General features: G+C 50.2%; 21 protein-coding genes. 10 read left to right on the forward strand and 11 right to left on the reverse strand.

Annotated elements, in window-relative coordinates:
• Positions 1-30: 30 nt before the first annotated feature.
• A complete protein-coding gene (locus L6H70_RS15925; protein ID WP_236334821.1) occupies positions 31-648 on the reverse strand; it encodes a helix-turn-helix transcriptional regulator in 618 nt (205 codons plus the stop codon).
• Positions 649-1,110: 462 nt separating this feature from the next.
• Between L6H70_RS15925 and L6H70_RS15930 the strand changes: the two genes are divergently transcribed.
• From L6H70_RS15930 to L6H70_RS15965, 8 genes are all read left to right on the forward strand, one after another.
• Positions 1,111-1,332, forward strand: a complete 222-nt coding sequence (locus L6H70_RS15930; protein WP_236334823.1) for a hypothetical protein — start codon at positions 1,111-1,113, stop codon at positions 1,330-1,332.
• 94 nt (positions 1,333-1,426) lie between these two features.
• The gene (locus tag L6H70_RS15935) at positions 1,427-1,834 is read left to right on the forward strand and encodes a hypothetical protein (RefSeq protein ID WP_236334824.1); all 408 of its coding nucleotides are present in this window, start codon (positions 1,427-1,429) and stop codon (positions 1,832-1,834) included.
• 136 nt (positions 1,835-1,970) lie between these two features.
• Entirely contained in the window at positions 1,971-4,184 is a 2,214-nt protein-coding gene (locus tag L6H70_RS15940) for a peptidase domain-containing ABC transporter (RefSeq protein ID WP_236334826.1), read from the forward strand.
• Positions 4,185-4,188: 4 nt separating this feature from the next.
• Positions 4,189-5,847 carry a beta-barrel domain-containing protein gene (locus tag L6H70_RS15945; RefSeq protein WP_236334828.1) on the forward strand — a complete coding sequence of 553 codons (1,659 nt, stop codon included), beginning with the start codon at positions 4,189-4,191 and terminating at the stop codon, positions 5,845-5,847.
• A 16-nt stretch (positions 5,848-5,863) separates the two neighbouring features.
• The gene (locus L6H70_RS15950) at positions 5,864-7,147 is read left to right on the forward strand and encodes a TolC family protein (protein WP_236334830.1); all 1,284 of its coding nucleotides are present in this window, start codon (positions 5,864-5,866) and stop codon (positions 7,145-7,147) included.
• Between the two features lie 432 nt (positions 7,148-7,579).
• Positions 7,580-8,596 (forward strand): ABC transporter ATP-binding protein, encoded by a 1,017-nt coding sequence (locus L6H70_RS15955; protein WP_236334832.1) that lies wholly within the window; start codon positions 7,580-7,582, stop codon positions 8,594-8,596.
• 18 nt (positions 8,597-8,614) lie between these two features.
• Entirely contained in the window at positions 8,615-9,421 is an 807-nt protein-coding gene (locus tag L6H70_RS15960) for an ABC transporter permease (RefSeq protein WP_236334834.1), read from the forward strand.
• Positions 9,422-9,441: 20 nt separating this feature from the next.
• Entirely contained in the window at positions 9,442-10,239 is a 798-nt protein-coding gene (locus L6H70_RS15965; protein ID WP_236334836.1) for an ABC transporter permease, read from the forward strand.
• 103 nt (positions 10,240-10,342) lie between these two features.
• Here L6H70_RS15965 and L6H70_RS15970 read toward each other — a convergent pair whose 3' ends face one another.
• From L6H70_RS15970 to L6H70_RS15990, 5 genes are all read right to left on the reverse strand, one after another.
• Positions 10,343-13,348 (reverse strand): efflux RND transporter permease subunit, encoded by a 3,006-nt coding sequence (locus L6H70_RS15970; RefSeq protein WP_236334838.1) that lies wholly within the window; start codon positions 13,346-13,348, stop codon positions 10,343-10,345.
• A gap of 286 nt (positions 13,349-13,634) precedes the next feature.
• The gene (locus tag L6H70_RS15975) at positions 13,635-13,961 is read right to left on the reverse strand and encodes an L-rhamnose mutarotase (protein ID WP_236334840.1); all 327 of its coding nucleotides are present in this window, start codon (positions 13,959-13,961) and stop codon (positions 13,635-13,637) included.
• Between the two features lie 314 nt (positions 13,962-14,275).
• The gene (locus L6H70_RS15980; protein ID WP_236334841.1) at positions 14,276-15,436 is read right to left on the reverse strand and encodes an ABC transporter permease; all 1,161 of its coding nucleotides are present in this window, start codon (positions 15,434-15,436) and stop codon (positions 14,276-14,278) included.
• Positions 15,429-16,598 carry an ABC transporter permease gene (locus L6H70_RS15985; protein WP_236334843.1) on the reverse strand — a complete coding sequence of 390 codons (1,170 nt, stop codon included), beginning with the start codon at positions 16,596-16,598 and terminating at the stop codon, positions 15,429-15,431. Before L6H70_RS15985 ends, L6H70_RS15980 begins: the two co-directional genes overlap by 8 nt.
• A gap of 18 nt (positions 16,599-16,616) precedes the next feature.
• Positions 16,617-17,552 carry an ABC transporter ATP-binding protein gene (locus L6H70_RS15990; protein WP_236334845.1) on the reverse strand — a complete coding sequence of 312 codons (936 nt, stop codon included), beginning with the start codon at positions 17,550-17,552 and terminating at the stop codon, positions 16,617-16,619.
• Between the two features lie 182 nt (positions 17,553-17,734).
• Between L6H70_RS15990 and L6H70_RS15995 the strand changes: the two genes are divergently transcribed.
• Together L6H70_RS15995 and L6H70_RS16000 are read left to right on the forward strand one after the other, a co-directional pair.
• Positions 17,735-18,910: a sensor histidine kinase gene (locus tag L6H70_RS15995; RefSeq protein WP_236334847.1), complete on the forward strand. Its 1,176-nt coding sequence runs from the start codon at positions 17,735-17,737 to the stop codon at positions 18,908-18,910.
• Between the two features lie 28 nt (positions 18,911-18,938).
• Positions 18,939-19,595, forward strand: a complete 657-nt coding sequence (locus L6H70_RS16000) for a response regulator transcription factor (RefSeq protein WP_236334849.1) — start codon at positions 18,939-18,941, stop codon at positions 19,593-19,595.
• 80 nt (positions 19,596-19,675) lie between these two features.
• Here L6H70_RS16000 and L6H70_RS16005 read toward each other — a convergent pair whose 3' ends face one another.
• From L6H70_RS16005 to ftsE, 5 genes are all read right to left on the reverse strand, one after another.
• Entirely contained in the window at positions 19,676-21,028 is a 1,353-nt protein-coding gene (locus L6H70_RS16005) for a PDZ domain-containing protein (RefSeq protein WP_423802833.1), read from the reverse strand.
• A 348-nt stretch (positions 21,029-21,376) separates the two neighbouring features.
• Positions 21,377-22,843 carry a S41 family peptidase gene (locus L6H70_RS16010; protein ID WP_236334851.1) on the reverse strand — a complete coding sequence of 489 codons (1,467 nt, stop codon included), beginning with the start codon at positions 22,841-22,843 and terminating at the stop codon, positions 21,377-21,379.
• A gap of 114 nt (positions 22,844-22,957) precedes the next feature.
• Positions 22,958-24,247, reverse strand: coding sequence for a murein hydrolase activator EnvC family protein (locus tag L6H70_RS16015; RefSeq protein WP_236334852.1), 1,290 nt, complete (start codon positions 24,245-24,247; stop codon positions 22,958-22,960).
• A gap of 57 nt (positions 24,248-24,304) precedes the next feature.
• On the reverse strand, positions 24,305-25,219 hold the full coding sequence (gene ftsX / locus L6H70_RS16020; protein WP_236334854.1) for a permease-like cell division protein FtsX: 915 nt from the start codon (positions 25,217-25,219) through the stop codon (positions 24,305-24,307).
• Entirely contained in the window at positions 25,209-25,895 is a 687-nt protein-coding gene (gene ftsE, locus L6H70_RS16025; protein WP_054942228.1) for a cell division ATP-binding protein FtsE, read from the reverse strand. Before ftsE ends, ftsX begins: the two co-directional genes overlap by 11 nt.
• Positions 25,896-26,025 lie beyond the last annotated feature (130 nt).

The raw sequence follows: 26,025 nt of genomic DNA on the forward strand, positions 1-26,025 counted from the left end.
GAAGCTCTTTCTCTTAACCGTAATCATTCATTAATGCATAAGTTTCTTGGTGAATTGCCAGCGGTCATTTACATTCATTTTGAAATAAATACTCTTAACCACATTGCGTACAGAACCTTCGCTAATGCCGAGTTCACTGGAGATATGCAGCGCGCTTTTTTCCGACAGCCACAGTGAAGCAACGTCTTTCTCCCTCGCAGTCAGCTTGTATTCGCCAAAACTCATATCCAATCTGTATTTCTGCAAGTCTATATTTTGGTTCATCCATTTATCCGTAACATTCTCCGCTAATTGCTGTACGAACGGGATGGCAAACTCGATCTGCTGCTCCACACCAAAGGAGATATCCACATAGCCCTGTATGCTGCCATCCACGAATAAAGGCGCGCATACACAATTCCATTTTTCAAAGGCTGGATCGGTATGCTCTTCCCCCCTGACTATCCCCATACAGTTCATTTCCATGGAGAGTGAGACTGCATTCAGGCCGGAAACAGACTTACCGAGATTCACGCCCGGGCATAGTCCAGCTTGCTGCATCTCTGACTCCAGCTTCTCCGAAGAACATATTAGATCAAGCACGCAGCCTTCTGCGTTCGCCAGAAACACAATGTAGGGGATGGGGATGTATTGGCCTATTTCACTCATCTCTGCACGTGTGGAGTACACCATAGCCTCATTGTAAACAGACATATTCTCTTTAACCTGAGAAAGTATGAATTCATTGTTAGCCGTTGCCTCTGAAAAGAGCCGTTGACGAAAAGATTCCAGCTGAGTTTCCTGCAGATCTTTAGGCTCACACCACTGTTTTATCTTGGGAGCAATCATAAATAACACCTCGCACAATTATCGCCTTACGTACAGATAAAGATATTAGAATTACCATAAATAGTTTGTGATTTAAATCACTTGATTGCAAAAACAGATAATATTTTGTTTATTTCAAAGAATTAGGAAGATATAATATCAAATCAGCTAAAAATAGTAAATATACAGCAAGGGATATTTTTCCAACATCGAAAAAGGTATATCGTTTGCTATGGAAATCAATAAGGGGTTTTATACTATACTACACAAGTCTAGTTTATAAGAAAAAAGGAGAGATTTTTTATGGAACTGGTACTAAGCTCTAATTTCACAACCCTTGGCATGGATGAATTGAATACTATCGACGGTGGGAAAAACTGGTTTGAAGTCGCTCTTGGTGTAGTTACAGCAGCAGGTAGTGTAGCGGCCCTGGTTACTGCACCTGAAATAACTATCCCTGTTGTGCTGTCCTATTACGGCGGATTGGGCGCTGCCGCAGATTATATTTATAACGGAATGAAATAAGAATCTAAAATCTTCAGACTTGTGTAGTTCAATTACATCTCTTTGTGTAGTATATTATAAAACTTACTTTTTAGATGAAACCGGGTGTAGCCTTATGAAAAGAATTTTACCTTATACCTTTGCCCTGGCCATACTATCCGTAGTATCAAACGTTCTGCTTATTGTTGATTTCATATACAAGCATTACGCTAAAGAAGCAGATTTCACCACTGCAGTAATGGTAATGTTCTTCATCTCTTTCCTACTCTTTATGTTCACCAGTTCAATTTATAACTATAATCTGACCCGTGGAGAACAAAGCGTACGCAAGCTTGCCCGAACGATAGTACTTCTAAGCTGGGTGGATTTGCTATTTGTTTCTTTTGCGCTTATCGAAGGAATCCATGCAGAACAAAATCCATTCACAAATTCTACAGTGTTGATTTCTTGGGCCTTGATCTCCATTCTTGTAACAGCAGTTTACTTTTGCGAAAAAAGATTCGGTAATCTATATAAGAGTTAGAACTAATGTTTTTCTGTTTTTCCATAATATCATAATTAAAATAAAACCGTGGGGAACATATCGCGGTTTTTCTTCTTTTTCATAATATTTTTATGTGATTAAACTTCTTATTATTAAGAGCTTAGGTGGGATCGCTTTGTTTAGGAAATATATACTCATCAAACAACATGATTTAAAAGATTGTGGGGCGGCCTGCCTTGCTATGATTTCCAAACATTATGGGCTTAAATATCCCATTTCTAAAATCCGGCAAATTTCCGGTACTGATCATCAGGGAACAAGCGCCTGGGGAGTAGTTCAAGCTGCTGAAAAATTGGGATTTACAGCAAAAGCCGTAAAGGGAAATCAAGAAGCTTTCTTTGATAACTTCCCTCTCCCCGCCATTGCTCATGTCGTTATTGACCAAACTTTATTGCATTATGTTGTCATTCATAAAATCTCAAAAAAAGAGGTCATCGTCGCCGATCCCGGAAAAGGTATTGTGAAATATACACCGGAGCAATTTTTTCAAATATGGACGGGGATTCTAATTTTGATGGTCCCCACTCCGCAATTTAAGAAGGGGGACCTGACCAAAGGGCTGTTTGCCCGTTTTTTCGGACTACTGATTCCACAGAAGCGAATGCTGCTGGGGATTTTTTTAACATCCATATTATATACCGTGTTAGGTATTCTTTCTGCGTTCTATTTTCAATTTTTAATAGATGAGATCCTTCCCTTTGGACTAAAAAAGACTCTAAATATCATCTCAGCCGGGGTGATAATCTTATATATCTTTAAAATTCTGCTGAATGCGTTCCGAAGCCACATCCTTCTTACCCTGAGTCAGAAGTTGGATATCTCACTCATACTCGGTTATTACCATCATGTCTTGAAACTGCCGATGAATTTTTTTGGTACCCGTAAGACTGGGGAAATCATCTCCAGGCTGATGGATGCCTCCAAAGTGCGTGATGCCATCTCCAGTGCCACCTTGACCTTAATGATCGACATTATAATGGTTATGGCAGGCGCAATAATTCTCTATTCACAAAGTGGCTTGCTCTTTGGGGTCACCCTGCTCATGGTCCCTTTATATCTGGCCTTAGTATGGGGTTTCCACAAACCGTTCGACCGATTAAACCGGGAGCAGATGGAGAAGAATGCCCAACTCACCTCCTATCTGGTGGAATCTATTGATGGGATAGAAACAGTCAAAGCATACAATGCCGAAAGAAATGTCGGGTTTGAAACGGAACAGAAATTCATTTCCTTCTTAAGGTCCGTATTCAGTTTTGGGATTTTTAATAATGTCCAGGGCTCACTTAAGGGATTTGTCCAATTAATCGGCGGTGTCGTCATTCTCTGGGTCGGAGCAAGCCAGGTCTTAGCCGGCAAAATGTCCATGGGGCAGCTTCTTACATATAACTCGCTATTGGCTTACTTCCTGGATCCTATACAAAACCTCATTAACCTGCAGCCTACGCTGCAAACAGCCGTTGTGGCAGCTGACAGACTGGGAGAGATTTTAGACCTAGAAGCAGAAAAACACGAAGATGAAGATCAAAAACTTCAGCCTGCTTCCCTAAAAGGTGATATCGAGTTCTGTAATGTCAGCTTCCGCTACGGGACACGTTCTATGGTGCTTCATGATATTGACCTCCATCTCCATGAAGGCGAAAAAATTGCCTTTGTCGGTGAAAGCGGCTCTGGGAAAACGACTCTGATCAAGCTAATCATGCAGTTTTATAAGCATGAGGCTGGTGAAATCTTAATTAATAACACCAATATTAAAGATATTCATCTCGACAGCCTAAGACAGAGAATTTCTTATATCTCTCAGGATACCTTCTTCTTCAGTGGAACGATCCGTGACAACCTCTGCCTAGGAATGGAGCATGAAACCGGACTGGAACAGATTATCCAGGCTTGCGAGACTGCCCAAGCGCATGATTTCATCAATCAGCTGCCACTCCGTTACAACACAATGCTCGAGGAAAATGCTGCCAATATATCCGGGGGACAGAAGCAGCGGCTGGCTATTGCCAGAGCAATTTTAAAGCACCCTGATATCCTCATCATGGATGAAGCCACAAGTAATCTGGACTCCACCACGGAAAAAGCGGTATCTGAGACGATTAATGCCTTTGAAAATATGACGACCATTATCATTGCCCACCGGTTAAGCACGATTATGCGCTGTGACCGAATTTATGTAATGGAGCACGGACGGATCATCGAACACGGAACGCATGGGGATTTGTTAAATAATCGTGGAAAATACTACGGGTTGTGGAAAGATCAGCTGCCTGGAATCGATAGCAAACAAGAACAGCAGATCCAGTATGCAGTAGGAATAGGTGAGGTATAAGCAGATGAGCGGAATCATTCACGATCTCTCGGAAATGTCAGACAGCAGGGAAATCATGGAGTCCAAAACCAACCCTGTGATATCTATCTTTATGTTCATTGTACTTATCTTACTGGCAGCCGCTTTCACCTGGTCCTTCTTCGGAAAGATGGATGTGGTCGCCAAAGCATCAGCCATTGTCAGACCGAACGAAAAGGTCAGTACAATTCAATCGGCGTTAACCGGCAAAGTCGAACAAGTCTATATCCGTGAAGGCATGAAGGTTCAGCGCGGCGAGAAGCTCCTGAGCTTTGAACATAAGGACTTAGATGTGGAATTGGCCCAGCAGCATGATCAGCTGAGTAAGCTAATCCGTAAAATCGAGTATCTGCAACGTTATAAGCAAAGCATACATGATCTGCACAATCTATTCTCTGCGGGCAAGACCGAAGAGGCTTATTACAGTGATATGGTGGAGCAGTTTCTTCTGGAATATAACGTTCAGCAACAGAGCTTTGAAGCGACAAATGATCAGCTTGCAGCGGCTGTTCATGAGAACATAGGCTCCCGGGAAACCCTTTCTGCCAACCTTAATGCCAGCGAGACAAAATCACTGCTGGATAAACAGGACCTGGAAAGAAAAAAAAACCTGCTGTATACCGAGCTGACTAATGAGAAGTTGCTTGAGCAGTCTATCCGGACCGGACGCAATCTGCTGCCCGTCTCAGATGCTAAGAGGACAGAACAATACAATACTTATCAGATCAAATATGAGCAATTAACAAATATTGCCGCAGACAAAAAAGCGGACTATGACCGCTCCGCGAGTCTCGGTGAACGTCTAATGTCTAAATCACAGATAGATACAGCTCATCAGCAGTATCAGAACGCTCAGCTACAGACCAGCCAATACCAGCAGGAGTCCTTGCTAGGGGCGCAAAGCAACATTACCGGTTACGCTCAAGAGTTAAAAGAATTACAAGTTAGCCTGGATTTGTTGAATGAAGGCAAGGATACGCCTTCATCCGAACGGGAGGCGATTAAATTGCAGGAGCAGCAGTTATCCGACAAGCAGGAAGATTTGAACAAGCAGCAGACCCTTAATCTAGCGACTGAAAAAACGGCTTTGGAGAAACTTAAGCTTGACCGTATCGTGCAGATACATGCCTTAATTGAAGAAGAGCAGAAGAACCTAACTGCCCTGCAGGAGAATGTGAAGCAGCTTGAACTCGGGCAGGAGAAGACTGTTCTTACCGCTCCGATAGCTGGTACCGTCAATATTTTGAAAGATACCACCATTGGAGATATGGTGCAAGCCGGGGAATCACTACTTACAATCATTCCTACCAATGAATCGAAATACAAGATGAGCCTTGCCGTTCCTAATGCAGAAGCCGGAAAAATATCTATAGGCGACAAGGTGGATTTAAGCTTTACAGCCTTCCCGAAACAAAGCTTCGGCTCCCTTCGGGGAACAATTACTTCTATTAGTACAGATTCAGTTGTTCAGCAGGACGGTTTAAGCTATTACCTGGCAGAAGCCACTATTCCCAATAGCCCACTCACTAACCGCCGGGGAGAACGTGGAGAGCTACGTATCGGGATGACGGCCAACGCTTCTGTGATTACCGATTCCAAAAAAATCATTGATTTCATTCTTGAGAAGATTAATCTTAAGGATTAGAGGAGAAAAACTGCTTATGATTAAGAAGACACTGCTATTTGTATTTGTTTGCTTAATTGTGATTACATCGGATCCCCGGGCAGTCTTTGCCGATTCTGCAGGGGCTGCCACCGTCAAGACTCTTTCTTTGGACGAAGCCATTAGGCTTGCGCTGGATCATTATTCCGATCTCAAGCTTTCCAATTGGAAGGTGGCCGAGAACGATGCCCATCTGTCTTATATTACTTCTGTGAAGAAAAAGCTGGAAGATAAGAACGTCACTGCAGCAAGCAGCCTACTGTCTGTCTCTTTTAATGATTTTCTGAAGAGTATTCCAAATTACGATCAACTAAGTGACGAGGATAAAGCTGGCGTTCAACAATCGATCACCCTGCAAATCATGATTAACACCTCCATTAATCAATGGATACAGGCACAAACCGTCAGCCAGAACAGCTACAACCAGGAGCTAAAGAACAGCCAGCTTTTAGAATACAGCGATCAGCTGCGCTCCTTGGAGAGTAACCAGACACTCAGCAGGTTAGAAATACAGAAATCAGAGGCGTTAGTCCGTTATGACACCATCCAGAAGTATTACCAGCTCTGCTCTTCACAAATGAATATTGAGTATCAGCAAAAGGACAAGCAATATTTGGACACGCAGGCGGATGATGCGCTTGTCCTATATAATGCCGGACTTCTCCCTAAAAAGGATTTGGAGGCCGCCCAGGTTAAGGCGCAGCAGCAGGAAACAGCAATTGAACGTAACTTGGGCAGTCTGAAGGCACAAAAGGAGCTTTTTAAGCAGGAACTTGGGTTGTCTGCGTTCAGCGAAATTATTTTCTCCCCTCCAGCTCTGCCTGCAATTCCAAAGCCGGGTAGCTTCAGTACGGTTATCAAGATCGAGGATAGTCTGGAGTTAAAAGAGCAGGATGCAAAAGTGAAGCTGGCCCAGGACAATTATGATGCCGTTCTGCCATCTGAGATTGAACTCAAAAATTACTATCATGTTCTCTGGTCCAGCCAGCTGGAACAGAGAACTATCCTCCAGCAGCAGCTGGAGTTGAAGCTCACGGGCTACAAAAGCGAAGCCAATGACCTCTGTCAGAGGAACGTTCAGTTATTAGAAGACTATAGCCGGATTGAGCAGGCCTTGAAGGATATCCGGACCTTAAACAGCATGGGTCTAGCCTCTTTGGCTGAAGTGGATAAGACTGTCCAACAGCTCAATCAATCCAACCAGCAAATGGACAGCCTGAAGTACGAATACCTGATTTTTCTGGAGAAGGTAAATTTAGCGGTAAAAGGCGTAGTTATATGAATCGTCTCTTTAGAGAACAACTTTTAACAGGAGTTTATACGATGAAAATCCAGTTATACGAAAAAATTCTAGGCTTGCTGTTAGCTCTACAGATCATCCAGCTCATCTATATAGCTGTCACAGAGCACAGATTGAACCGCCCCGCCTTGTATTTAAGTCTTTTTATTATTATCTTCTTCATCTACATGTATTTCACGCAAAAAAAGCAGCGCTAGACCGAACTATTGCGTATCCCCAACAATACACTCAGCGGCTATCCCGGTCTGCATTAAGGACCGCTGGAGAGCCGTTTTTTTTTCGCAGCATCCGCTAGGGTCTAATATTATTTTTCAGTTATCGATTTATTCTGATAGTTTTCGACATTTGCCTAATGCTATATTTATTGAACATGTCTTTTGAGAGATCCAAATCCAGGATGAAGGAGGATTCCCCTTGAGTATTATTGAAGCCAGAGGACTGTCGAAGTCCTTTCAGCAGGCGGTGAAGGAACCGGGCCTAAAGGGTGCGCTCAAGCATCTGCTTGTGCCGAAGAATATTACCAAAGTCGCGGTGCAGCCGCTGGACCTGAGCATTGAAGCCGGTGAGACTGTCGCCTACGTGGGGCCGAATGGTGCCGGCAAGTCCACCACGATCAAGATGCTGAGCGGCATACTGATGCCCTCTGCGGGCAGTATTTCTGTAAACGGTATCAATCCGTATAAAAAAAGAATGGAGAACGCCGCCCAAATCGGCGCCGTTTTCGGACAGCGCACCCAGCTGTGGTGGGATATTCCGATTGTGGAATCTTTTTCGCTGCTGAAGGATATTTACCAGATCCCCGAACCGGTGTACCGGGCAAATCTCGACCAGTTTATTGAACTGCTGGGTATGAATGAGTTCATTCACTTATCCGCCCGTAAGCTCTCCCTCGGTCAGCGTATGCGTGCGGATCTGGCCGCCGCCCTCTTACATAACCCGCCCATTGTCTATCTGGATGAGCCGACAATCGGCCTCGATGTCTCCGTGAAGCAGAAGATCCGCGAATTCATCAAAAAAATCAATCAGGAACAGCAGACTACCGTCATGCTAACCACCCATGATCTAGGTGACATTGAAGACCTGTGCAAACGGCTGATTATCATTGACCACGGCTCGATCATTTATGACGGCAGCCTGAGTGAGGTGAAATCGCGCTTTGCCAAAAGCCGGGTTATTTTCTTTCAGGTGGGCTCCCCGATGCCAGAGCTTTACGAACAGCTGGCGCAGACAGACGGGATGAAGCTGGAGCTGCAAAATGAACAGGAGTTCTCTGTTTCTTTTGACCGTTATGAATATACCGCCAGCGATGTGGTCAGCCGGGTAATGCGGCATGGGGAGGTCATTGACTTCCGGATGGAGGATGCCAACATCGAACAGGTGATTAAAGCTGTCTATGACGGAAATCTGGACCTGAACCAAAGCGGTCAATAAGGAGGTATAGCCACAGTCATGTCTGCCATTCAAATAAAGAAATACAGGAGCATTGCCAACCGCTCCCTGCAAAATGTGCTAGCCTACCGGACCTCTTACGTGATCAACTTTTTGGCGAATGCCGTGAATCTGCTGGCGATCTACTTTTTATGGCAGGGGATTTACAGCGGCCGTGCAGAGGTCGGAGGCTATAGCTGGGATCAGATGAAAACCTATCTGCTGGTCACCTTTCTTGCCAATTCCGTACTCTCCTGGTACTCCGAAACGTCCATCTCCGGTAAAATCCTTGACGGAAGCGTTGCCGTAGACTTGCTGAAGCCGATTGACTTTCAGACCGCCCGCTTCTCAGAGACCCTCGGTGCCAGCCTGCTCGAAGGCGGAATGAGCGCTATCCTCCTGATCCTTTTTGCCTCCTTTCTGTCCGGGATCACTCTTCCGCATTCGCTGTTCGTATATGTGCTATTCGCCTTAAGTCTGCTTGGGGCGATTCTGGTGAAATTCGGCGTTGTGTATCTGGCGGCACTGCTGTGCTTCTGGTCTACCGGCTCAATGGGCATTGTCTGGACCCGGATTGCCGTCACTAACCTGTTGTCCGGGGCGCTTGTGCCGCTGGCCTTTTTTCCGGACTGGCTGGAGCGGCTGGCGTTATGGCTGCCGTTTCAGAGTATCATTCACACGCCGACCATGATTTTTCTGCAGCAGACCGGTACCATGGAAAGCCTGAAGCTGATCGGGCTGCAAGCCTTCTGGGGGATTGCACTCTGGATCGCCGGCAAAGGCATGTGGAACTGGGCCGTCCGCCAGGTAACGATTCATGGGGGCTAAGACGAAAGGAGTGAAGACCGGTGCGGGTGTCACGAATGTTCTATCTGTACAGAAGGCTGTACGTGCAGCAGCTCAAAGCCATTCTCGAATATAATAAGGATTTCTACATCTTAATGTGCTCCGCAGCGCTAACACAGGTGCTGGGTTTTGTCTTCCTGTGGGTGATCTATGACCGGATTCCCGACATCAACGGCTGGCAGTTCTGGGAAGTGACGTTTATGTATGCGATGATTTTTGTGACCGAGGGAGTAGGTTCGTTGTTCTTTGAAGGCACCTGGAGAATGGGCAGACTGGTAAATATGGGAGAGATGGACCGCTATCTGCTGCGGCCGGTACCTGTAGTGCTGCAGGTCTTCTGTACGGGCATCGGAATCAATGGCCTTGGCAATCTGCTCATCGGCGGAGTGATCATCTGGCAATCGCTGGTTCACGGGCATATCCACTGGACCCTGGGCAAAATCTCGATCATCCTCCTGCTCCTCCTGACAGCGGTGATTATCCGGGTGTCGATCAATCTGGCAGCCAATTCCGCCGCCTTCTGGATCAAAAACGCCGGTAATGCTTTTCCGCTGATGGTGCATAATCTGGCTGATCTGGCCAAATATCCGCTCACGCTGTTCCCGCAGGCCATTCGCGTGTTCGTCTCGACTGTGCTCCCTTATGCCTTCATCAGCTTCTACCCGGCAACCTATGTTTTCGGCAAAAGCGAATGGTCCGGTTGGTGGATGCTCGCTCCTGTCGCGGCGCTGGGAAGTGCGGCGGCTGCGTATGGCATCTTCCGCTTCGGACTTTCCCGTTATGAGAGTACAGGAAACTAGACGGCCCAAGCAAGTATTTAGCAAAACAACGAAGAGCAGTGCGGAGATTCCGCACTGCTCTTCGAGTTATTGCGATATTTAGGAGTTACTGCACAGCCCTTGCCTAAGCGGCAGCTCCGGATTTGACAGCCCGCTTGCGTTCCTTGGCCGATTTGCGGAAATAGAGCAGCTCATAAATGGCTGGTACAACCAGCAGTGTGAGCAAGGTTGCTGCGGTTAAGCCGCCGATAACTACAATCGCCAGACTCTGTGAGACGATGCTTCCCTGCTCGGACTGTCCGAACAGGAGCGGCAGCATGGCGCAGACCGTGGCAATGGCCGTCATCAGAATCGGACGCATCCGTGTGCCGGCGGCTTCCAGAATGGCTGCGCGGATCGGCATATGCTCCTCGTTCTGCTTAATCCGGTCAATCAGGACGACCGCATTCGTGACTACGATCCCTATGAGCATCAGCGCACCGAACAAGGCGGTGAAGTCAGGAGTAACGCCTGAAATAATTAGCGCTACAATGGCACCGATGGCCGCAAGCGGCAGCGAGAACATGATAGCCAGCGGTGCACGCAGTGTCTTAAAGGTCAGCACCATAATCAGATACACCAGCCCGATGGAGATCAGTGCGGTCATTCCAAGATCGCTGAAGTCGCCGGCCTGATCGGCTGAAGCGCCTCCGGCGAACAGGTTTACCCCTTCCGGCAGCGTAATGCTGTCCGTCTGTTTTTTGATATCGGCTCCGATTGCCGACACTTTCTTCGGATCAACCTCTGCGGTAATGCGCACATAAGGCTTGCCGTCCTTATGATAGAGCATAGCCGGCTGATCTGTGACTTCCAGCGAAGCTACATCAGAGAGCTGCTTCGGACCGCCGGAGGTCATAATGGTGATCTTTTGGAGATCCTCCTGCGACTGTGGTTTCAATACCGGCTGCAATAAGACGGCCGCCGGAGAACCATCGAGCTCCATCTGGCCCAGCGGAACCGGGTTAAGCATTGCACTCAGCTGCATGGAGATTTCCTGGGCGTTGGCTACTGCGGGATCAACCTTGAAGGCAAATACCGGTTTGGTATCCTCCATATTGCTGCTGACCTTCTCCACGCCTTCGATACTTTCTATTTTGGACGCCGCCTCTTTCGCAACCTTATTAATTACGGCGAGATCATCGCCGACGATATCCACATATTCACTCGTTGAAGTAGAGCCCATCATGCTGGCTTCATTCGCCGTCAGTGTTGCCCCGGCATAGCTGTCCTGCAGACCACGGATATGGTCAAGGAAGGCCTGAGCATCAGCATCCTCCTTCATCATAACGGTATAATCCACCTGGGTCACCGAGGTTACACTGCCCCATCTGGCCGAATCCGCGCTGTTCCCGGATTGCATGATAACCGTCTCGGCCTGCGGCTGGCCCATCATTTCCTGCTCCAGCTGTTTGCCCTTCTCCAGCACTTCTGTTACCGGCACATCATTAGGATAGACGAGCTGAACGCTTACCATGCTGGCATCCGATGCATTAAGCGCACCTTTCGGCATATTGATATAAGCGGCAATCGAACCGACAAGCAGTACGAGACCCAGCGTTAGCGTAATCCACTTGCGGTGAAGATTCCATTCCAGAAAACGGCTGAACCACTTGGCAGGCTCATGCTCCTTCATCGACGAGCCGCGCAGCAGCCATGAGCTAAGAAGCGGCACTACGGTTAGCGCTACTACCAGCGAAGTGAGCAAGGAATAGGTTACCGTTAAGGCAAACGGCAGCAGGAAGGCCTGCAGGCCGCCGCGCAGCAGTCCCATCGGCAGGAAGACCGCAACCGTGGCAAGCGTCGAACTGGTAATCGCTCTGGCTACCTCACGGGTTGCACTGATCACCAGATCCTTCGAAAGGGGCTCCTTCTGCAGCCTCCGGTAAATATTCTCGATTACCACTATACTGTCATCAACCAGACGTCCGACCGCAACGGCCACCCCGCCCAGTGTAACAATGTTCAACGTAATTCCGGATACATTAAGCAGATACAGCGTCACGGCCAGAGACAGCGGAATCGAGACAGCCGTAATCAGCGTAGCCCGGATATTGCGCAGGAACAGCAGGATGACTACCGTTGCGAACAAAGCGCCGAGCAGAACCTCACGCATCATACTGTTAACCGAGGTGACCACCATATCTGAGGTGCTAAAGATTACGGAGAGCTCGGCATTTTTTACACTTTTATTAATACTGTCTGCAGTGTCACGTACCTTCTCACCCACATCAACCGCATTGGCACCTGCTTCTTTGGTGACTACGGCGAACAGCACATCCTTACCGTTCGAGCGGCTCACGCTCTCCTGGTCTACTTTTGCTTCCACGGCAGCAATATCCTGCAGGGTCACGCCGGCAGCTACAGGAAGCTTCTTGAGTGTATCGATGCTGTCAATCGAGGACACAACGTTCACATTGCCCGTCTGACCGCCAATGGTCTGCTCACCGATGGACGCCGACACGCTGCGGCCTTGAAGCAGTCCCAGCACTTGGGCGGTAGACACTCCCTTGGCTGCCATCGCCTGCGGATCAAGCTTTACATTGACCTGCGGGCTGGTTTTGCCATAGAGCGCTACACTGGCTACCCCGTCTATCTTCTGCAGCTCGGGAATGATCGTGTTCTCGGCAATCGCCAGATTATCCTTGGTGAGCCCCTCATCGAAAGACAGGGTCGCCTGGCTGACAGGAATCATCGAAGTGTTAAGCTGAACGATGAAGGGGTCCATGACTCCCTCCGGGAAATGCAGTGCGCCGACGGCTTTTTCAACCTCCTGCGCTGCTTCCTTCATATTGGTCTTTCCGTCAAAATAAATGTCCACCTGGGCATACCCGTCACCGGAAGTAGACATCTGCTCGGTTTTGCCCTTCACCGCTGAGGTTGCCGCCTCAATCGGCTTCGTCACATTACTCTCCATGGCATGAGCATCCTGGCCCGGGCCCAGTACGGTAACTGTCACCTGCGGATTATCAGCCTCCGGCATAAATTCCATCGGCAATGAAGTATAACTCAGCATTCCCACCACAAGCGCCATGACAACCAGAAGACCCACAGCCCCCTTATTGCCGAATGACCATTTTGTTAACCACGTCATTTTCTAAATCCCCTTCCACCCCAGTTTTTTAGCTTAGCTTCTTATGTCTGTATCCGTTATGTATGAACTGCCGCTTTCTTGCTTTAGTGTAGTACCTTTTGGTCAATGCCAAAACCGCCTGGCGGAGGGTTTCGTACTCCGTCTCAGGTCGGGGTTCTCCCCCCTCCCGGGACAGAGGTAAGTAAAATTCTAGGTGTCCTTACAAAAGAAAAGAAGAGCCCCGGTACAGGCTCCTCCTCGTAAAACATCTATTCGTTTAACACGATTGATTATACCGAAGTGTCTCCTACTCCAGATAAAATACCTCGCGAAGCGGCTCCATCGGCGTTTCTTCATTGAAATCAAATGACCCTTCCACCATCTTCGAGGTTATCGCGTTCCATCGGTTACAGGCTTCGCTCTGGGCTATGTAGGCAAAGGCCGCTTCCTTGTCGTCACATTCAAAGCAGTAGAAAAATTGATTGCCGTTCTGAAAAATCGAATAATTAGTAATGCCCGCCTTACTGTGCTCCTCCAGAATCTCCGGCCAAGGATTCAAATGCATCTGCACGTACTCCTCCAGACACTCTTCCTTTACCCGCCAGGTCCAAGCCAACTTATTGCTGTTCTCCATCTCATAACCTCCTAAAAGTATGGTGAGTATAGACTTTAATAAATAGCTAGTAGGCAAAACTCTCGAAAGTATCTGCATTGCTTTGCTTGGTGAGCCTGCACCCGGTTGACTTCATCTATGTATTCGCTGTTTGATATACCGTGGCGTAAATAATCCATCTTGGCGGCCCTCTCTTATGATACCGTTTACATTATAGCTTTAGCAACTATTTTACAGAATAAAAAAGCAGAGCCTGCTGTTCCCGGTGACTTGCGATCAGGAAGCAGTAGACTCTGCGAATAACAGTCACTACGATTTAGAACGACACTGACTGCTTAAGCGCTGATACCTGCCTCATTAGGCCGGAGCGTCGCGGATCCGAAAGCCAGCAGAATTGCCGCCATCAGGCCGAGCACCGCAAAGGGAAGCCACAGCTCATTCCAGCCTCCGCCGGTGGCAGCAATGTCCACCGCCTGGATAGCCCACTTCTGCGGAGTGAAATTGGCAGCCTTCTGCATATATTCCGGCATGATGGAGAGCGGCCAGAAGCATCCGCCCAGCATACAGGTCGGTGTAAGAATGAGCGCATTCAGCATTCCCGCATTCCGGGGATTGCGGATCAGGCCGGCTACGGTACCGGCGATGCCCATCGATACAAGCATAAATGCAGCCAGCACCAGGAAATACAGGTACATTGGTACTCCATAGTCATAACGCAGAACCCATTTGCCCAGCGACAGCACAACTGCTATCTGAATGACGCCAACCAGAAAGCTGCCGAGGAAGTTGCCCAGGGCAATTTCATATGCGCGAACCGGGGCACTGTACATTCGCATCATCGTCCGGCCTCTGCGGTCATCTATAATTAAGTTAACCGTACTGGTTACCAGGTTCATCAGGAACATCAGCGTCATGCCCGTTATAATTCCCAGTGTCTGCCGGGGATACAGATCATAATCGGTCCGTATACTTCCTACGTTATGCTGCTCCGCCTGCTGCAGAACCGCGGTAAACTGCGCCTCAGGCTCGCCCGCACCGGCAGCCCCCTTCACCGTCCCTGCAGTCACCAGCATTTCGCCAGCGATAGCGGCAGCTTTCATTTTGATCAAAACCGAATCCTCCGATGCTTTCAGCTCGTAGACGGTCAGCTGCGGCTGAGTCCCGTTCAGTAATTCCGTTGTGTAGTCAGCCGGAATCAGGAGTCCGGCCACTCCCTCCTGTCCGATTACACTTTCCTTCATCTTCTTTTCGTCACTGCTCTCCACCAGCTTGTAATCCCCGGCTTTCTCCAGTTCGGCCAGCAGATGTTTTCCCCCGGCACCGGTATCCATATTGGTGTAAAGTAAGGTTGCGTCAGAGCCATCAACTGCGCCTCCGGTAATCGAAACAATTCCTGCAACTACGATACTCGGCAACAAAATATACATGAGCATCCCTCTGCGGGTGCCGATGGTCCGTTTGACCATATTCCAGCCGATCGTAAAAATATTATTCATGGTAACCCACCTTTCGGTATGTGAACAGGACTGCGCTGAACAAAACGAGGCAAATAACCGACATTACAAGCAAATTCGGTAAAATCTGTCCTAACCCGGAATGCAGCATCATCCGGATCATGGCCTGTAGCTCCCAGTGGTTTACCGTAAATGTTCCGACGCTGTTCACCCATGCATCCGGAAGCGGGGCCATCCCCCCGCTGAGAAAGGTCATGACTACCGTAACAATGTTGATGATATTAATTGCACTTGTTCTTGTTTTGCTGAACATGCAGATAAGAATGGAGAATGTCATCGAGGCAATAATCATCAGCAGGCAGAACAGCATCAGCAGGCCCGGACGGTTGCCCCAATAGACACCGAACAGCAAATTGGTAAAGAAAATAATTGCTGCACACTGCAGCACCGTCACCACACCGACTCCCAGCATTTTGCCGATGAACAGCTGTGAGCCTTTTACCGGCATGGAGTTAATCCGGAAGAGGGTATGGCTGTCTTTCTCGCTGAACAGAGAGTGGGTAACCGTAAACCCGCTGTACAGCAGAAACATCAGCAGCATGGAGGCCGCATAGAACTGAGAGGCAGTGTAGGTTTTCCCGCCATTGTTAAGGTCCCCGAGCTTCACCGCAGACTGCTCAGCCGCTACCGGCAAAGCTGCCGTGATCGCTGCCGGTCCCAGCGTCATTGCTGCCGCCTGCCTGTAATTGATGGCGCTGAGGAAGTTGTCAAACACCGTGCCTGCAACAGTATTGTCACTATGGTTTTTGCCGAGAATGAACTCCAGCTCCGCCTTTCCGCCGCTTTGAACTTCGCTGTCAAAACCCTGCGGCACAATGACTGCGTATCCGTATTTGCCCGTGCGTAGCCCGCTCTCCGCTTCCTGACGGGTTGCTACTTCCACCGGAATAATGTAATCCTTAACCTCATCCGATTTTACAAAAGCCTCAAGCATTGCAGATTTCCCGGCATCCGCAGCCGAGGAGTACACTACAGCCGTCTTTACCGGATCCACCGATTCCGAGCCCTCAACCCCGACAACTCCCGAGAGTGAAGCCCCCAGCAGAAAAATCAGCACCAGCGGCAGCAGAAGCATATTCAGCAGCAACGTGCGTGAACGCAGCTGCCGGCGCAGCTCATAGGTCATAATCGTCCAAATATTCATTTCAGCTTCCCCCCTTCCTCAGTCCCGCAGGGTCCGTCCGGTCAGGCTGAGGAACAGCGTCTCCAGATCCGGCTCTTCAATATGCAGGGAGACAATGACCCCCTCATGCTTGGCGAAAATAAACAGAATGTCCTGCAGCTCACTTTGCGAAGACGGCAGATAGAGCTCTATCGCATCCTGCACTACCTCAACACGGTTGATCCGCGGATGCTTGCCCAGTTCATTAATCAGCGCCGGTGTAATATTCTGAGCGTTTACGACAATTTTCTCTTCATGGGCGACCCGTTCGCGCAATTCCTTCTCCGTGCCGCAGGCAATGATATGCCCCTTGTCCATAATGGCCACCCGGTCGCAAATTGCCGCAACCTCCTCCATGTAATGGCTGGTATAAATAATCGTAGAACCAAGTTCATTCAAGGCTTTGACGGAATCCAGGATATGATTACGCGACTGCGGGTCAATGCCGACGGTCGGCTCATCCATAATGATCAGCTTTGGGCGGTGCATGATCGCACAAGCGATATTTAACCGCCGCTTCATCCCGCCCGAGAAGGTGGACGGCTTCTCCTTGGCCCGGTCACTCAGGCCGGTAAAAGCAAGCGCTTCTTCCGTCCGTTCTTTCAGCAGGCTGCCCCGCAAGCCGTATAGCTTGCCGAAGAAACGTACATTTTCCGCTGCCGTCAATGATTCATACAAGGCCAGCTCCTGGGGAACGAGGCCAATTCTTTTTTTGACCTCAATCGGCTGCTCTTTGACTGACAGTCCGTCTATCCGGATGTCGCCGGAGTCGTACTTGAGCAGACCGCATATCATGCTGATCGTTGTGCTTTTTCCCGCACCGTTCGGCCCCAGCAGTCCAAAGATTTCTCCCTCTTTAATATTGAAATTCACGTGGTCAACCGTCAGCTTCTGATCATACCGTTTCACTACATCACTGAGTACCGCAAGAGTCATCCGCACATCTCTCCTGTTCATATCGCTTCTATTGTTTCAATTGTAGCGCATACGGGGCGCATCCGAAGGTACGTAAAGTCATTTGCTTAGGTGACTAAAGTCATCTCCTGAACCGGGAGAGGAATATGCTAAGATGAATGTAGCTCCGCCAGCCTTATATTTTAATACAAAGGGTGAACCACTTGACCAGAGAACTGAAGTTAATCCGTTACGGTCTTATTGTTGTTCCGGCTATAATTTCAGTATATACATACGACTACTCCGATTATGGATTATTCACCTTCTATCTCCTGGTGCAGCTGCTGCTCGCAACGATCGGTGCCAGGCTGCCTAAACCGCTGCCCGTTCTGGCCGTTGCTCTTGAACTGCTGTACAGTGCCTGGATGTGTCAAACGTATGGCATGCTGATGATTTTCCCGGCGATTTCTGCGTTGCTCTGTTATTCCCGGTTTCAGCCGAAAAGCGTTCCAGTACTGCTCGCCTTGCTCCATCTGGCTGCTTTGAATGTAGCCTTCAGCTCCGCAGCACCGTACGAAAGAGCATACATGAACCTCACCTTTCTGCTTGCAGCTGCACTGAACGAGCTGCTGCGCAGGACAGGACGCGGCCGTGAATACACCCTGTTTCTTTATGACGAGCTGCGCAAAAAGCATTTCGAACTGGACGAGGCCCGCAACCGGCTGCTGGAGTTCACCGCACAGGTTGAGAATGCAGCTACAGCCGAGGAACGGATCCGGATCTCCCGCCAGCTGCATGATGATATCGGCCACCGCCTGATCCGGGTCAAAATGATGGTCGAAGCCGCGATCCATACCCTGCCGGTCGCTCCGGAGACGGGGATGGGCATGATGGTCCAGATCCGCGACCAGCTCGCCGCCAGCATGGATGATATGCGTGCCGCGATCAGGCAGGTGAACCCTTCTCCGCAGCTTGAGGGCGCTTATGCGTTGGATCAGCTGCTGGAGGAGACCGGCCGTGATACCGGCATTAAGACGTCCTATCAGGTGCATGGCTATCCCTTTTCCCTGTATCCCAGCATTCAGGTCGTACTCTATAAAAATGCCCGGGAGTCACTTACCAATGCCTTGAGGCATGGAAAAGCAACCGCCGTATGGATCTCCATATTCTACAGTGAGCATGAGGTTGTCATGGAGGTCAGTAACAACGGGGTTCTGCCCGAAGAAGATCAGCTGCGCAGGCTCCGGGCCGGTAGCAGCGGGATGGGCCTGGAAGGTATGCACGAGCGTACCCGTCTGATTGGCGGGACACTGGAGCTGCGCCCTGAAGCGCCATTCACTGTAATCACCCGGCTGCCGGTTTATCGGCAGGGGGACTATAAGCAGCCGAATATTCCATGACAAATCCAATCCAAGGAGCGCATTTCTAATGATAAAAGTAGTGATTGTTGACGACGATTCTTTTATCCGCGAGAGTCTGAAGGTACTGGTCGGACTCGATGCTGAGATTGAAGTCGTGGGCAGTGCGGGCGATGGACAGGAAGCACTCGCCCTGCTGCAGGTGCTGCCTCATGCTGATGTCGTACTGATGGATATCCGGATGCCGAACTGTGATGGCGTCGAAGGGACGCGCCGCATCAAATCGTCCTATCCGCAGATATCCGTACTGATGCTGACCACCTTTGACGATGATGAGTATATTATCGAAGCGCTGCGCAACGGGGCCAGCGGATATCTGCTGAAGAACATCCCGCCGGACCGGATTATTCAGGGCATCAAAACCGTCCATGAAGGCAACATGCTGATCCACCCCGACATCGCCCGCAAAATGGCCGGATTTCTGCAGCCGGCTTCACGGCCGGACGCAGCAGAGCAGCCCCGGCTTGACGATTACGGCCTGACCAAAGCTGAACTGGCCGTCGTATCCTCCATTGCCGAAGGGCTGACCAATAAAGAGATTGCCGGAAAGCTGTTCCTTAGCGAGGGAACGGTTAAAAACTACATCACCGATATTCTTAGCAAGCTCGGCCTGCGTGACCGGACACAGATCGCAATCTTTTATCTGAAAAGCCTGCGGGAGAGGTAAATAACATATAAAAAGGCCAGCCTCCTGCATGTTTCGCAGAAGCTGGCCTTTAGTGATAGATATGGAGTTGTTGCCCTGTGTCAGCCCTCCGCCGGTTCCTGCTTAGGCAGGTCCGGCTGTCTTGGCTGGCTTGGCTGGGCTGCTGCCGTATTGGCCCGCTGCAGCCCTCCTGCCGACAGCCCTCTGCGGCGTGTACGGGTTCCCGTCTTCATCCCGATAATCCCGAAGATGCTGGACGGCTTCGCCTCAGCAGTTACCGCCTCATCCGGCTCCGGCACAAGGATCATGCCGAGCTGGTGGTGGTCCCCGTCATAAATCGGCCGCTGCAGGTACTTGCTCTCGCCCTCACGGTTCTGCACCTCCAGCTTGCAGTACGCCGGGTTCATGCGCAGCGCTTCATGCAGCTGCGCCGCTTCGGTCAACAGGACACCGTTGACCTTCAGCAGCACTTCACCCGGCAGGATGCCCAGCTCCTCTGCCGGGCTGCCCGGCAGTACGGCCAGCACCTTGCGGCCGACGGGCGGATGCACGAAGCTGGGACTGCTGCTGCGCTCCTCCAGAGCGCTGTACCAGCTTAAGCCTTCGTGCAGGAGAAGCGCGAGCAGCGCCGCGACCAGCGTCAGCGGGCTCCACCAGGCGGCCAGCAGACTGACGCCCAGCAGAACGGTGCTGTACGCCAGCAGCCGTCCTGCCGTGCGGGCAGCCTTGCGCCCGGGCAGCAGGCTCTGGGTCATCTCGCTAAAGCCGATGATGACCGGTAAAGACACCAGGCCAAGCCCGCCGCCCAGCAGCGGCTGCCATGGCAGCTCGCTGATTCCCGTTCCGGAGGGAATCAGCAGGAAAAGCGGCAGCGGCCAGAAGGCCTCAAGCTGGTAGCCGCCGACGACCTTGCCGCGCTTGCCTGCGAGGAAAAGCGGCGTCGCCAGCCGCGCGCCCTGCCAGCGTGCGAGCAGCGCTTCCGCGAGATGAAGCAGCGCGGCCAGCACAAGCAGCGCCGGGATATCCATCTCCCGCAGCGCCGTTACCAGCCTGCCGGCCGTTCCGTCCTGAAGTAAATCCGGAAAGAAGGAGAGAATAAACTGCATAATTCCTAACAAGCCTATGGAGTAAGCAAAGCATAAATACCGCACACGGAATAACATCAGGATCAGACTGACGATCCAGATACAAATTACAGCATCAGGCGGGAGAGAGATCCCCAAGGCTACAGCAGCCAGTGAAACCAGCAGCCCCATCATCAGTCCGCTCCAGATCGTCCGCCAGGTTTCCGCGCCCCAGCTGTGCTGCTTCACATGAATCAGTTTGCGTTCCAGCGCAACCTGTCTGCGGTAGTAAAGGGCTATAAATAAAAGTGCAATATAGTAATAAGGCTGTATCAGCAGATGTATGACCGCTGTGCCCAAGCTTGTAAGCAGTTCTAGCATATCATTCAAACCGTCGTCACACTCCTTTATGCTGAAGATAGCGAGCTTTCTGCAGAAAGCTGTTAGCGGATGCTAATGCTCCGTGGTCTCAAATACCATCTGATTGCGTTATGATTGTACTTTGTACAGTAGAACGCTCAAGAATCATCGGCAAATCCCATTCTGCTGTACAAAGTGCAATAGCTTTTGTTTTCCGACTGAATTCGCGGCGATCTGCTGCACAAAATACACTAGAACATACCCGTACTTTTTTGGAATGAAATCTAGCCAGTACCATAACCTTTAATAGACTCTTCTCAACTTTTCAGTTCCAAAATATATTCATTCTAGAAAAAAAGAAGGCTGAATTCAGCCTTCTTACTTTTTCGACGCCGCTTCCTTAATTTCCTTCCGCACCTCTTCGATTCCCTTGTTGCGCTGGTTGTCATGGGCCGGGTCCTGAATGACCTTGATCAGGGCCAGCTCGAGTGATTCTGCAGTCTTGGCATCGATAATGCCTGTTGCCTGCAGCTTCGATGCGCTCTGGAATTTCTTCACCGCATTCTTTGTCCCGGTATCGAAGTATCCGTCTTTACGGCCCGGTTTGTAGCCCAGACCGTCCAGCATGGTCTGCGCGCTCTTCACATCCGAGCTGTTCATGTTATATTGCAGGGTCACACTTTTGTTAATCGGTGCAACTGAGAAGTAATCCGGCTGTGCTACCGCGATATCCGGCTTGATGCCCTTGCCGTGAATCCAGGTGCCGTCCGGTGTCAGCCACTTGGCGATGGTAATCTTGAGCAGGCTGCCATCCCCAAGCTCTTTTTCAAAGCTTGTCTGCACCGTGCCCTTGCCGAACGAATTCTCGCCGATCAGCTTGGCTCCGGCCGATTGCTGCAGAGCCCCGGCCAGAATCTCCGATGCGCTTGCGCTGCCTTTGTTCATCAGGACAACGACCGGATAATCCTTCCTTGAGCCATTCGATTTAATCACTTCGAGCGCTTTGCCCTTTTCGTCTATCTTAACGATTGCCTCGCCCTTAGGCACAAACAGCTCTGCCATCTCAACGACTCGCTGTAGTACACCGCCGGGATCATTGCGGACATCAATAACGAGTCCTTTCATGCCCTGCTTCTCCAGGTTAGCCAGCTCTTCCTTAAACCGCTCGGCAGTGTTCATGGAGAACTGGGTAACTTCGATTACGCCGACTCCGTCCTTTTCCATGGTGGCATAGACGGTTTCCAGCTTCACATCATCGCGGGTAATCACGAACTCCAGCGGCGCCGCAGAACCTGTACGCTGAACCTTGAGCGTTGCCTTGCTGCCCTTAGGACCCCGGATCTTGGCCACTGCAGCATTAAGCTCCAGCCCGTCCAGCGTTTCGCCGTTCACCGACAAGATGATATCCTTAGCCTGAATCCCGGCCTTTTCAGCCGGCGCTCCCTTGATCGGTGAGACAACGACGACCTTGCCGTTATCCGAGGATACCTCCGCACCGATTCCTGAGAAGGAACCTTCAATACTCTCTTCGAATTTCTCGGCGGTTTCTTTGCCCATATAATTGGAATAAGGGTCGCCCAGTGCTTCCATCATACCGTTGACAGCACCATCGATCAGCTTGTCCCGGTCTACTGCCTGGTAATAGTTCGATTCGATCAGGCTCAGCGCGGTACCCAGCTTCTGGGATTCCTTCTCCTGTAAGCCGCTGGTCTGCAAAACTGCAGCCACGCCTTCTCCGGCAGCTTGTCCGAAGACCTGCGCATAGCCGGTCACACCCAAGGTCAGGAGGCTGCCGCATAACAACGCAGCGACGATCATAAAGGCCGCCGTGCTTTTCTTTAACATGATGTTCCCACCGTCCCTTCATGTAGAGCTCGTGTATCCCGTAGCCGTCCTGAAAGGACGGTATCTCTTCCAGTATATGCCGCAGCGTGTATTAATATTTATTAGGACTAAAATTTAGAGATACGGCATCGGATCGACGGTTTTACCGTCAATCCGCACCTCGAAATGAAGATGCGGGCCTGTAGAACGCCCGGTCGATCCCGACTCGGCGATGACCTGGCCTCTGTCGACCTTCTCGCCGGCTTTGACTTTAATCCCGCCTTCACGGATATGGCCGTATAGCGTCCATACACCGCCGCCGTGATCGATGATCACGCAGTTTCCGTAGCCGTTCCACCATTCGGCAACCAGTACGGTGCCGGCATCAGCGGCATGAATGTCAGTCCCCTGGGGAACTGCAAAGTCTACGCCGGTATGCATTTTGCCGACTTCACCGGTTACCGGATGTGTCCGGTAACCGTACCCCGAGGAAATCCGTGCCGAGCCTACCGGGAGCAGGAACGGTCCGTTACCTCCCGCATATTCCGAGGAGGAACTAGAGCTGCTGACGCTTCTAGAGCTTTTGGCTTTAGCTGCTGCGGCGGCTCTGCGGGCCGCTTCCGCCTTGGCTGCAGCCGCTTTGCGTGCCGCTTCCTCTGCCTTTATTTTGTCCTTCTGCTCTTCAAGCGCCGAACGTTCGCTGGCCAGCTGCACCAGCTTAGCGTTCTGCTCTTCATTAACTTCATCCGCTTCATTAATCTCTTCATCATAATAAGCGATAAGTTCCTGCTTCTCGGCTTCCTTCTCCTTAAGCACCGTGCGCTGGGATTCCAGATCCGTATAGAGCTGCTTGGCCTGAGCGTATTGCCCCTCAAGCTCCTGCTTCTTCGCAATCACTGTCTGCTTGTCCAGCTTATGCTGCACCAGCAGGTCCTGATCCTGGTCTACAATCATCTTCAGCGAGTCGGCCCGGTCCAGGAAATCCGAGAAGCTCGTGGAAGACAGCAGTACGTCAAGATACGAAACTGCCCCATCTGTATACATCAGCCGGACGCGGGATTCCAGCAGTTTCTCGCGCGAAGCCACACGCGCCTCTGCTTCATCCAGCTCGGCCGCCGTCACATTCAGCGACTGCTCTGTGCTGGCGATTTTGCCGGAGATGGTCGTCATCTCGCCTTTCACCTGGGCAATCTGATCCAGTACATACTGGAGATTCAGCGTTGTTTTGTTCTTGTAGTGCTGGGCTACCTGATTACGGGAAGCAGCCTGCTCCTGTGCTGCCTTGGCAGCCTGCACCTCTTGCTGCAGCTTCTTCAGCTGCTTATCTATTTCCGAAACTGTTGTCTTCTTGGCATATCCGTCAGAGGGCCCTAATAAAGTGACAGCCAGCAGTGCTACGGCTAATCCGGCGGCAATCTTCTTCAACTCGCACTCCCCATCCTTTTACTCATTTATTTAAAGTTCCTTTTACAGTGAACAGTCCTATACTCTCAGGAATTTGCGGATTGACACGGTACTTCCCCAGACACCAATCAGTACACCCAGGCCGACCAGCAGCCCGCAGAGCAGTACCCAAATATCTTCAAACGGGATCAGCTGCAGTCCAAGCATCGGATCTCCCTGTACGGAATGCGTAAGACTGCTGTATCCGATATACAGCACTCCAGAGGTCACGAGTGAACCAATCAGCCCGATAAGCGCCCCCTCAATAAAGAACGGCCAGCGGATAAAATAATTCGTCGCCCCCACCAGCTTCATGATGCCAATCTCCTTGCGGCGGGCGAGAATGGTTACCCGAATCGTATTGGAGATCAGGAACATCGACATCAGGGCCAGACCTGCTACAAAAATAAAGCCTATATTGCGCACAGCGCGCGTAATCTTAAACAGCGTCTCCACGGAGCCTTTGCCGTAGTTTACTTTATATATCGGCTGTTCTTCATGCGTTTTGTTTAGTGCTTCTATCTTATCTGCTACAAAAGGAACTGTGGTTGGTTCAATGACCTCTACCAGCAGCTTATCCGGCAGCGGATTATTATCTTCGTCAAAGCCTTCCAGCAGCTCGGCGGCATCCGGTCCCATATCCTCACGGAATTCCTTAAGTCCCTGCTCTTTGGACACGAACTCTACCTTGCTGACTTCCGGCATGCTGCCGATTTCATTCTGCAGCGTTTCACGCAGCTTCTCGTCGGTATTCAGCGTCAGATGCACATTGATCTGCACCTGGCTGTCCGCCTTGTCTGCGATAGAATTAACATTAAGCACAAGCAGTATAAAGACACCAAGCACGAATAAGGAGACGACAATAGATGTGATGGAAGCCACCGACATCCAGCCGTTGCGGAATACGTTTTTGAAGCCTTCCCGCACATGCCGCAAGAAGGTTTTAAAACTCATAACCATATTCCCCTCTCACTTGGTCTCTGACAATATTCCCATTCTCGATCGCCAGCACCCGTTTGCGCATTTTGTTGACAATATCCCTGTTGTGGGTAGCCATCACAATCGTTGTGCCGCGAAAATTAATTTCGTCAAGGAGCTGCATAATTCCCCAGGAAGTCTCGGGGTCCAGGTTGCCGGTAGGCTCGTCCGCAATAATGACGGAAGGGTTATTGACAATCGCCCGGGCAATGGCAATCCGCTGCTGTTCCCCGCCTGAGAGCTGAGAAGGCTCGCGGTTCGCTTTGCTGCGCAGGCCGACTAATTCGAGCACTTCAGGGACACGTTTCCGGATAACCTTCTTCGGCGCTTCGATAACCTCCATCGCAAACGCAACATTCTCATAGGCCGTCAGCTTCGGCAGCAGGCGGAAATCCTGGAACACTACGCCGATATTACGCCGGACGTACGGGATTTTACGCGGTTTGAGCTTACCTATGTTGAATCCGCCTACCGAGATCTGCCCCTTCGTCGGAGTTTCTTCTCTATAAATTAATTTCATGAACGTTGATTTCCCTGCGCCGGAGGGTCCGACGACATACACAAACTCGTTGCGGTCAATCTTGACGGATATCCCCTGAAGCGCGTGGGTTCCGTTGGGGTAGGTCTTCCAGACATCCTGCATTTCGATCAAAATTATCACTTCCCGATTCTGACATATTCCGCCGGTTCTTCAGTTTCGACATCAAACCGCGGAAGCTTCCATAAACTGCACAAATTACCGCAGGCGTATCTATTGTAACAAATCTGTAACTGCTTGAGTA

Origin of the sequence: Paenibacillus auburnensis (assembly GCF_927798115.1) — a bacterium.
Classification (GTDB): Bacteria; Bacillota; Bacilli; order Paenibacillales; family Paenibacillaceae; genus Paenibacillus_AQ; species Paenibacillus_AQ auburnensis.

Coding starts and splice junctions, on each gene's coding strand:
- L6H70_RS15925 (WP_236334821.1), bottom strand. CDS start 648: ATGAGTGAAATAGGCCAATACATCCCCATCCCCTACATTGTGTTTCTG.
- L6H70_RS15930 (WP_236334823.1), top strand. CDS start 1,111: ATGGAACTGGTACTAAGCTCTAATTTCACAACCCTTGGCATGGATGAA.
- L6H70_RS15935 (WP_236334824.1), top strand. CDS start 1,427: ATGAAAAGAATTTTACCTTATACCTTTGCCCTGGCCATACTATCCGTA.
- L6H70_RS15945 (WP_236334828.1), top strand. CDS start 4,189: ATGAGCGGAATCATTCACGATCTCTCGGAAATGTCAGACAGCAGGGAA.
- L6H70_RS15950 (WP_236334830.1), top strand. CDS start 5,864: ATGATTAAGAAGACACTGCTATTTGTATTTGTTTGCTTAATTGTGATT.
- L6H70_RS15960 (WP_236334834.1), top strand. CDS start 8,615: ATGTCTGCCATTCAAATAAAGAAATACAGGAGCATTGCCAACCGCTCC.
- L6H70_RS15970 (WP_236334838.1), bottom strand. CDS start 13,348: ATGACGTGGTTAACAAAATGGTCATTCGGCAATAAGGGGGCTGTGGGT.
- L6H70_RS15975 (WP_236334840.1), bottom strand. CDS start 13,961: ATGGAGAACAGCAATAAGTTGGCTTGGACCTGGCGGGTAAAGGAAGAG.
- L6H70_RS15980 (WP_236334841.1), bottom strand. CDS start 15,436: ATGAATAATATTTTTACGATCGGCTGGAATATGGTCAAACGGACCATC.
- L6H70_RS15985 (WP_236334843.1), bottom strand. CDS start 16,598: ATGAATATTTGGACGATTATGACCTATGAGCTGCGCCGGCAGCTGCGT.
- L6H70_RS15990 (WP_236334845.1), bottom strand. CDS start 17,552: ATGACTCTTGCGGTACTCAGTGATGTAGTGAAACGGTATGATCAGAAG.
- L6H70_RS16000 (WP_236334849.1), top strand. CDS start 18,939: ATGATAAAAGTAGTGATTGTTGACGACGATTCTTTTATCCGCGAGAGT.
- L6H70_RS16010 (WP_236334851.1), bottom strand. CDS start 22,843: ATGTTAAAGAAAAGCACGGCGGCCTTTATGATCGTCGCTGCGTTGTTA.
- ftsX (WP_236334854.1), bottom strand. CDS start 25,219: ATGAGTTTTAAAACCTTCTTGCGGCATGTGCGGGAAGGCTTCAAAAAC.